Annotated in this window: 9 protein-coding genes and 1 pseudogene; 7 read left to right on the top strand and 3 right to left on the bottom strand. The window is 65.1% G+C overall.

The window, feature by feature from the left end:
- The 5 genes and pseudogenes from G3N99_RS29170 to ftsB form a co-directional block, all read left to right on the top strand.
- Positions 1-174, top strand: a pseudogene (locus G3N99_RS29170) (alpha/beta hydrolase); the annotation flags it as partial.
- A 181-nt stretch (positions 175-355) separates the two neighbouring features.
- Positions 356-2,008, top strand: a complete 1,653-nt coding sequence (locus G3N99_RS29175) for a CTP synthase (RefSeq protein ID WP_089445932.1) — start codon at positions 356-358, stop codon at positions 2,006-2,008.
- A 2-nt stretch (positions 2,009-2,010) separates the two neighbouring features.
- Entirely contained in the window at positions 2,011-2,865 is an 855-nt protein-coding gene (gene kdsA, locus G3N99_RS29180) for a 3-deoxy-8-phosphooctulonate synthase (RefSeq protein ID WP_085039266.1), read from the top strand.
- Positions 2,866-2,971: 106 nt separating this feature from the next.
- Positions 2,972-4,255, top strand: a complete 1,284-nt coding sequence (gene eno / locus G3N99_RS29185; protein WP_011352544.1) for a phosphopyruvate hydratase — start codon at positions 2,972-2,974, stop codon at positions 4,253-4,255.
- Positions 4,256-4,336: 81 nt separating this feature from the next.
- A complete protein-coding gene (ftsB, locus tag G3N99_RS29190; RefSeq protein WP_011352543.1) occupies positions 4,337-4,762 on the top strand; it encodes a cell division protein FtsB in 426 nt (141 codons plus the stop codon).
- An 89-nt stretch (positions 4,763-4,851) separates the two neighbouring features.
- Here the strand turns inward: ftsB and G3N99_RS29195 are convergent, their stop codons facing one another.
- The 3 genes from G3N99_RS29195 to G3N99_RS29205 form a co-directional block, all read right to left on the bottom strand.
- A complete protein-coding gene (locus G3N99_RS29195) occupies positions 4,852-5,214 on the bottom strand; it encodes a hypothetical protein (protein WP_174941884.1) in 363 nt (120 codons plus the stop codon).
- A 139-nt stretch (positions 5,215-5,353) separates the two neighbouring features.
- On the bottom strand, positions 5,354-6,304 hold the full coding sequence (hslO, locus tag G3N99_RS29200; protein WP_174941886.1) for an Hsp33 family molecular chaperone HslO: 951 nt from the start codon (positions 6,302-6,304) through the stop codon (positions 5,354-5,356).
- A 25-nt stretch (positions 6,305-6,329) separates the two neighbouring features.
- On the bottom strand, positions 6,330-6,854 hold the full coding sequence (locus tag G3N99_RS29205; RefSeq protein ID WP_071334714.1) for a gamma carbonic anhydrase family protein: 525 nt from the start codon (positions 6,852-6,854) through the stop codon (positions 6,330-6,332).
- 148 nt (positions 6,855-7,002) lie between these two features.
- Between G3N99_RS29205 and G3N99_RS29210 the strand changes: the two genes are divergently transcribed.
- Positions 7,003-7,860 carry a ferritin-like domain-containing protein gene (locus tag G3N99_RS29210; RefSeq protein WP_206124119.1) on the top strand — a complete coding sequence of 286 codons (858 nt, stop codon included), beginning with the start codon at positions 7,003-7,005 and terminating at the stop codon, positions 7,858-7,860.
- 179 nt (positions 7,861-8,039) lie between these two features.
- Positions 8,040-8,557, top strand: a 518-nt coding sequence (locus G3N99_RS29215; RefSeq protein WP_206124118.1) for an alpha/beta fold hydrolase, incomplete at its 3' end; no start/stop codon positions are given.

Genomic DNA, 8,557 nt, shown 5'->3' on the forward strand with positions numbered 1-8,557 from the left:
TATGCGACGCGTCGTGCAGCGCGCGGCCGCGTCGAATGGCTGGAAGGCAGCCACCTGTTCCCGATGGAGCGGCCGCTCGAAACCGCCCGCGCGTTGCAGCGAATGCTGAATTCACTGAAGGCGGTGGAGGGCGATGTGTCGCAGGGCGTCACCCCGCTCGCGAAGCGCGCCTGACGCACGGTTTGGCGGCCGGGGGCATGCCTCCGGCGCGCACGGTTGCACCGGCCGGCGGGCGGTTTCGCCCGGGCGCGCACGGCTGGTGCGGGTCGGCGCGAAAGGGCGCGATCATCGAGTCAATTGCTGAGAGAAGGGCGGGCTTTACGGTATAATCCGTTTTTCCCGCGAGCATCCAGCGATGACCAAATATGTTTTCGTCACCGGCGGCGTAGTTTCTTCCCTTGGCAAGGGTATTGCCGCCGCTTCCCTCGCCGCGATCCTCGAATCGCGCGGTCTGAAAGTCACCCTCCTCAAACTCGATCCCTACATCAACGTCGACCCCGGCACGATGAGCCCGTTCCAGCACGGCGAAGTGTTCGTGACGGAAGATGGAGCGGAGACGGACCTCGACCTCGGCCACTACGAGCGCTTCATCAGCACGAAGATGCGCAAGGCCAACAACTTCACGACCGGCCAGATCTACGAATCGGTGATCCGCAAGGAACGCCGCGGCGACTATCTCGGCAAGACCGTGCAGGTCATTCCGCACATCACGAACGAAATCCAGGCATTCATCGAGCGCGGTGCCGCGTCGGCCACCTGCGGTGAGCCGGATGTCGCGATCGTCGAGATCGGCGGCACGGTCGGCGACATCGAATCGCTGCCGTTTCTGGAAGCCGCGCGCCAGATGAGCCTGCGCCTCGGCCGCAACAGCGCGTGCTTCGTGCACCTGACGCTGGTGCCGTACGTCGCGACGGCCGGCGAGCTGAAGACGAAGCCGACCCAGCACAGCGTGCAGAAGCTGCGCGAGATCGGCATCCTGCCGCACGTGCTGCTGTGCCGTGCGGACCGCCGCATTCCGGACGACGAGTCGAAGAAGATCTCGATGTTCTCGAACGTGCCGGAAGACGCCGTGATCTCGGTGTGGGACGCCGACAGCATCTACAAGATTCCGCAGATGCTGCACGACCAGGGCCTCGACCGCATCATCTGCGAGGAACTGAAGCTGTCGCCGAAGGACGCTGACCTGACCATGTGGTCGGCGCTCGTCGAGAAGCTCGAGAACCCGAAGCACGAAGTGACGATCGGCATGGTCGGCAAGTATGTCGACCTGACCGAGTCGTACAAGTCGCTGATCGAAGCGCTGCGCCACGCATCGCTGCACACGTCGACCAAGGTCAACATCGAATACATCGACTCGGAAGAGATCGAGACGAACGGTGTCGACAGCCTGAAGCACCTCGACGCCGTGCTGGTGCCGGGTGGTTTCGGCCGTCGCGGCACGGAAGGCAAGATCGCGGCGATCCGCTATGCGCGTGAAGCCAAGGTGCCGTATCTCGGCATCTGCCTCGGCATGCAGCTCGCGGTGATCGAGTTCGCGCGCGACGTCGTCGGCCTGAAGCAGGCGAACAGCACGGAATTCGAGCCGGACACGCCGGAACGCGTGGTCGCGCTGATCACCGAGTGGTACGACCGCGACGGCAAGGTCGAGACGCGCACCGAGGAATCCGATCTCGGCGGCACGATGCGCCTGGGTTCGCAGCGCTGCCCGATCAAGCCGGGCACGATGGCGGAAGAAATCTATGGCAAGGACGTGAACGAGCGCCATCGCCACCGTTATGAAGTCAATAACCGCTTCGTGCCCCAGCTCGAAGCCGGCGGCCTTATCATCAGCGCCCGTACCCCGAGCGAGGATCTGCCGGAAATGATGGAACTGCCGCGTTCGATGCACCCGTGGTTCGTCGGCGTTCAGTTCCACCCGGAATTCACGTCCACGCCGCGTGACGGTCATCCCCTCTTCAAGTCGTTCGTCGAAGCTGCGCTTGCCAACAAGCAAGCGCGCGGAGTGTAAGCATGAAGCTGTGCGATTTCGAGGTCGGTCTCGACAAGCCTTTCTTCCTGATCGCGGGTACCTGCGTCGTCGAATCGGAGCAAATGACGATCGACACGGCGGGCCGCCTGAAGGAGATCTGCGCGAAGCTGAACGTTCCGTTCATCTACAAGTCGTCCTACGACAAGGCGAACCGCAGCTCGGGCAAGTCGTTTCGTGGCCTCGGAATGGACGAGGGCCTGCGGATCCTGTCCGAGGTGAAGCGTCAGCTCGGCCTGCCGGTGCTGACCGACGTGCATTCGATCGAAGAGATCGAGCAGGTTGCGTCGGTCGTCGACGTGCTGCAGACGCCGGCGTTCCTGTGCCGCCAGACCGATTTCATCCATGCGTGCGCGCGCTCGGGCAAGCCCGTCAACATCAAGAAGGGCCAGTTCCTCGCGCCGCACGACATGAAGAACGTGATCGACAAGGCGCGCGAAGCGGCCCGTGAAGCGGGGCTGTCGGAAGACCGCTTCATGGCGTGCGAGCGCGGTGTCTCGTTCGGCTACAACAATCTCGTGTCGGACATGCGTTCGCTCGCGATCATGCGCGAGACGAGCGCCCCGGTCGTGTTCGACGCGACCCACTCGGTGCAGCTGCCGGGCGGGCAGGGCACGAGTTCGGGCGGCCAGCGCGAATTCGTGCCGGTGCTCGCACGTGCGGCGGTCGCGACGGGCGTCGCGGGCCTCTTCATGGAAACGCACCCGAATCCGGCCGAAGCAAAGTCGGATGGCCCGAACGCGGTGCCGCTGAACCGGATGGGTGCGCTGCTGGAGACCCTCGTCACACTCGACCAGGCGGTGAAGCGCAATCCGTTCCTGGAAAACGATTTCAATTAAAGATCGAATGAACCTTGCGACGGCTTCGCGCGTCAGTAGCGAAAGCGGTTCAGGCGCGTGCGCCGTTGCAGTTTGAAGAATCCATCGTCATTCTCAGAGGAAACCCATGAGTGCAATCGTAGATATCATCGGCCGCGAGATTCTGGATTCGCGCGGCAACCCCACCGTCGAATGCGACGTGCTGCTCGAATCGGGCACGATGGGCCGCGCGGCGGTGCCGTCGGGCGCGTCCACCGGCTCGCGTGAAGCGATCGAACTGCGTGACGGCGAAGCCGGCCGCTACAACGGCAAGGGCGTGCTGAAGGCAGTCGAGCATATCAACACCGAAATCTCCGAAGCCATCATGGGCCTCGACGCGTCGGAACAGGCGTTCCTCGACAAGACGCTGCTCGAGCTGGACGGCACCGACAACAAGTCGCGCCTCGGCGCGAACGCGATGCTGGCCGTGTCGATGGCCGTCGCGAAGGCAGCGGCCGAAGAGGCAGGCCTGCCGCTGTACCGCTACTTCGGCGGTTCGGGCGCAATGCAACTGCCGGTGCCGATGATGAACATCGTCAACGGCGGCGCGCACGCGAACAACAGCCTCGACATCCAGGAATTCATGATCGTCCCGGTGAGCCAGCCGACGTTCCGTGAAGCCCTGCGTTGCGGCGCGGAAGTGTTCCACGCACTGAAGAAGATCCTGAGCGACCGCGGCATGAGCACGGCAGTCGGCGACGAAGGCGGCTTCGCGCCGAACTTCGGCAGCAACGACGAGTGCCTGTCGACGATCCTGCAGGCGATCGAGAAGGCTGGCTACCGTGCGGGTGAAGACGTGCTGCTCGCGCTCGACTGCGCGGCATCCGAGTTCTACCACGACGGCAAGTACCAGCTCGCGGGCGAAGGCCTGCAACTGTCGTCGGCCGAATTCACCGACTACCTCGCGACGCTCGCCGACAAGTTCCCGATCGTGTCGATCGAGGACGGCATGCACGAAAGCGACTGGGAAGGCTGGAAGCTGTTGACCGATCGTCTCGGCAAGAAGGTGCAGCTGGTCGGCGACGATCTGTTCGTCACGAACACGCGCATCCTGAAGGAAGGCATCGAGAAGGGCATCGCGAACTCGATCCTCATCAAGATCAACCAGATCGGTACGCTGACCGAAACGTTCGCGGCAATCGAAATGGCGAAGCGCGCAGGCTACACGGCCGTGATCTCGCACCGCTCGGGCGAAACGGAAGATTCGACGATCGCGGATATCGCAGTCGGCCTGAACGCCGGTCAGATCAAGACGGGTTCGCTGTCGCGCAGCGACCGTATCTCGAAGTACAACCAGCTGCTGCGCATCGAGGAAGATCTCGGCGACATCGCAAGCTACCCGGGTAAATCGGCTTTCTATAACCTGCGCTAACGCGCTACTATCGGGTTCGTCATATCGACGCCGCTCTGTGCATGTGCGCGGAGCGGCGCTTCTTATATCTGCGGTTCTTACATGCGGCTTGTCACTGTCGTCCTGATTGCCTTGCTGGCGCTCATTCAGTACCCCCTATGGTGGGGACACGGCGGCTGGCTGCGGGTGCATGAATTGCGTCAGCAGCTCGACGACCAGCTCCAGAAGAACGCGGACGAGAAGCTGCGCAACGAGCGCACCGCGGGCGAAGTGCAGGATCTGCAGAGCGGCACCGCGGCCATCGAAGAGCGCGCGCGCTACGAGATGGGCATGGTGAAGGACGGCGAAGTATTCGTGCAGTTCGTGTCGCCGAATGCGCCTGCTGCACCGCTGAACAACACGCCGTCGAATACGTCGACACGTGGCGCCGTCTCGGCGGCACCGGTGCGTGTCGTGCCGAATCCGCAGTCGATCGCGAGGCCGTCGCGGCATCATGGCGGCGACAAGGGCAAGGCCGCGCATCACTGAGCACGATGGCTCGAATCCATTGAAAAAGCGCGGGAAATGCCGCGCTTTTTTATTTCCTGCCAGTAGTCAATCAGCCGAGCGATGCACGCTCACCACCACCATCCCGGGTAGCCGTAGCTGATGCCCGAGCCCCAGCGATTGCCCCATCCGCCGTAATACCCGCCGTAGACCGTCACCGGCGGCGGCGAGTAATAGGCCCACGCGCGCGCGGCGGCCTCGGCTGCCATCGCGCTGTTCTGTTCGCGCAGCACCTGCTGGTCGATCTCGTCATAGCGCTTGCGTTCGGCGCTCGACAGCGCGGGCGGCTGGCCGCCCGATGCACCGGGTTCGGGCAGGCGGCTCAGGATCGTGGCAGTCGGCGGCGGCATCGCGCAGCCGGCAAGCGCGAGCGTGCCGGCGGCAACGCTCGTCAGGACGATGGTGCGGAATGGTCGATGAAGCGGGCGATTCATGTGTTTCTCCTGCAGCGCGCCGACGACGGGAAGCGGCTTGCGCCGAAGTGCAGTGCGTGACTTCGGCGCCGGAGCCGTGCGTGCGACGCTCGTGCGTCATTATGCGCCCGTGCCCGGATGGCGGGCATCGGGCCACCGCTCAGTGACGCTGCTCGGTCGCGGGCGCGATGCCCGTCTCGACGCCGGGGGCCGCGAACAGCTGCGCGACGTCGACCGGATCGAATTCATAGCGCTGATTGCAGAACTCGCAGTGGATCTCGACGTGGCCGCGCTCGACGATCACGCTGTCGACTTCTTCGCGGCCGAGCATGCGCAGCATCGCACCGACCTTCTCGCGTGAGCACGAGCACTGGAAGCGCGTGCCGGCCGGCTCGAAGTGCTGCACATTTTCCTGCCAGAACAGTCGGCGGAACACGACTTCCGGTTCGACTTCGAGCAGTTCCTTCGCGGACAGCGTGCCGCCGAGCGTGCAGACGCGCTCCCACGTGTCGATATCGGTTTCGGCGTTACGCGGCACGATGCCGCCGTCGCCCGGCAGCTTCTGCAGCAGCATGCCGACCGCGCGGTCGCGATCGGCCGCGAGCCACAGCCGCGTGTCGAGCTGCTCCGAGTGATGCATGTAATGCTCGAGCACCTGCGAGACGGATTCGTGTGGGCCGTCGACGCCGTTCAGCGGCACGATGCCCTGGTACGGCTGCTGGCCCGGCAGCTTGTCGGCCGGGTCGAGCGTGATCACGCAGCGGCCGTGGCCGCTCGCGTTGACGAGCGACGCGAAGCTCGTGTCGTCGCCGATCGTCTGGGCGGCATCGCCGGCGAACTTCGCGGTGGCCCGCATCGACAGATCCGAACCGCACTGGACGACCAGCATCTGGACCGGCCCGTCGCCGAAGATCTGCATGATCAGGGTGCCGTTGAATTTCAGGTTCGCGGACAGCAGCGCGCACGCGGCCATCATCTCGCCGAGCACCGTGCGCACGGGGGCAGGGTAATCGCGGCGGGAGAGCACTTCCTGCCACGTATTGCGCAGCGAAACGATCTCGCCGCGCACGGGCGCCGCATTGAACATGAATTTCTGTAACTGGTCGCTCACTCTTCTTCCTTGAAATCCGTGCGAATCACCCGATCCGCACGAGTTGCTCCTTGAAATGCGCACGCCGCTCGACGTACGTCTTCGCGTTCGTGCGCAGCCGCGCAATGTCTTCCGCCGACAGCTCGCGCACGACTTTCGCCGGTGCGCCGAGAATCAGCGAGTTGTCCGGGAACGTCTTGCCTTCCGTCACGACCGCGCCGGCACCAACCAGACAGTTGCGGCCGATGACCGCTCCATTCAAGACCACCGCCTGGATACCGACCAGCGAACCTTCGCCGATCGTGCAGCCGTGCAGCATGGCCTGGTGCCCGATCGTCACGTTTTCGGCAATCGTCAGCGGAAAGCCCGGGTCCGTATGCAGGACCGCGCCTTCCTGGACGTTGCTGCCCGCACCGACGGTGATCGTCTCGTTGTCGCCGCGAATCGTCGCGCCGAACCAGACGCTCGCGTTCTCCTCGAGCACGACCTTGCCGATGATGGCCGCCGTATCGGCGACGAATACGCTTTCGTGGATCGTCGGGGCCGTATCGCCCAGCTTGTAGATCGTCACGGAGTCTCCTTGTCTCTTCGATGAAGGGCGCCGGTAGAATGGCGCGTCTGGTTTGCCCGGCGCATTCGCATGCGCCGCGGAACAATCGCCTATTGTAAACCGTCGCGTGCGTGCGCTCCCGCGATGCGCACGCAGGGTGTCCCCGTTTATGAGCATGGAGTCTTCTTCTTTCGGCAATGCGCCTGCCTGCGTGCGCCGCGCCGCGCTTGCCGCGCTGCGTGACGCGGAACCCGCGGCCAAGGCCGCCCAGGTGCGCGCGCTCTACGATGCGCTGCTGGCCGGGCAGGCGGCGATCGCCCCGTCGCTCGAATTGCCCGAGCCGGACGATTTGCCCGGGCGCCCGGCGCGCCCGCCGCTCGTCGAGCCGCGCCAGCTCGAGCGGCGCAGCATGCGTTCGCCCGCAGGGCGCGCCGTGCTGCTGCACGCGCTTGCCCATATCGAGTTCAATGCGATCAACCTTGCGCTCGACGCGATCTGGCGCTTCACGGGCCTGCCGGCCCCGTTCTACGCGGACTGGCTGAAGGTCGCGGCCGAGGAGGCCTATCACTTCACGCTCCTGTCCGACCGCCTGGCGGCATTCGGGCATGCGTACGGCGATTTTCCCGCGCACAACGGTTTGTGGGACATGTGCGAGCGGACCAAGGGCGATGTGCTGGCGCGTATGGCGCTCGTGCCGCGCACGCTCGAGGCCCGTGGGCTCGACGCATCGCCGCCGATCCGTGCGCGACTCGTACAGGCGGGCGACGATGCGTCGGCCGCGATTCTCGACGTGATCCTGCGCGACGAAATCGGCCATGTCGCGATCGGCAACCGCTGGTTCCGGCATTTGTGCGACGAAGCCGGCCGCGATCCCGTGCCGACCTACCGGCAACTCGCCGAGCAATACCATGCGCCTCGGCTGCGTGGCCCGTTCAATTTCGATGCGCGCCGCGATGCCGGATTCGAGCAGGCCGAACTCGACGAACTGGCCGCGCAGGACGTGGCGGACGGCAACGCGCCACGCTAGCCGGCTCGCGCTCGGCCGCGTTTCGACTGCCGCCAGCCGTCCCGGCTGCCCGGCGCATGGCGCTTCCCCCACGGCCCGTTGCGTACGGGCGATGCTAGAGCGGCGCCTCGATTGCCGGCCGCCGGAAAGAGGGCGTCGCCGCTATAATCGAACGACCATTCTTTTTTTTGGCGGTTGCAATGAGTGCCTCGAGTTCTGTTTCCGATTTCGTCACGGTGCGCGGCGTCCAGCTGCATGTCCGGCGCTGGGGCCGGCCCGATGCGCCGACGCTGTTCATGCTGCACGGCTGGATGGATGTCGCGGCGTCGTTCCAGTTCGTCGTCGATGCGCTCGCGGGCGACTGGCAGGTGATCGCGCCCGATGCGCGCGGTTTCGGGTTGTCCGACTGGCCGGTCGCACGGCAGGGCGGCGGCCACTACTGGTTCCACGAGTACCTGAGCGACCTCGATGCGCTCGTCGACCACTATGCACCGACCGGCGAAGTCAACCTGGTCGGGCACAGCATGGGCGCGAACGTCGTGTGCCTGTATGCCGGCGCGCGGCCGGAGCGTGTGCGGCGCGTGGTCGATCTCGAGGGTTTCGGGCTGGCGCCCGCGCGGGCCGAGCAGGCGCCACGCCGGCTGCTGGGCTGGCGTGGCCAGCTGCGCGAACCCTCCGCGCTGCGTCCTCTGGCCTATCTCGACGTCATCTCCGCCCT

It is taken from the genome of Burkholderia sp. Ac-20392 (assembly GCF_017104585.1).
GTDB lineage: Bacteria > Pseudomonadota > Gammaproteobacteria > Burkholderiales > Burkholderiaceae > Burkholderia > Burkholderia lata.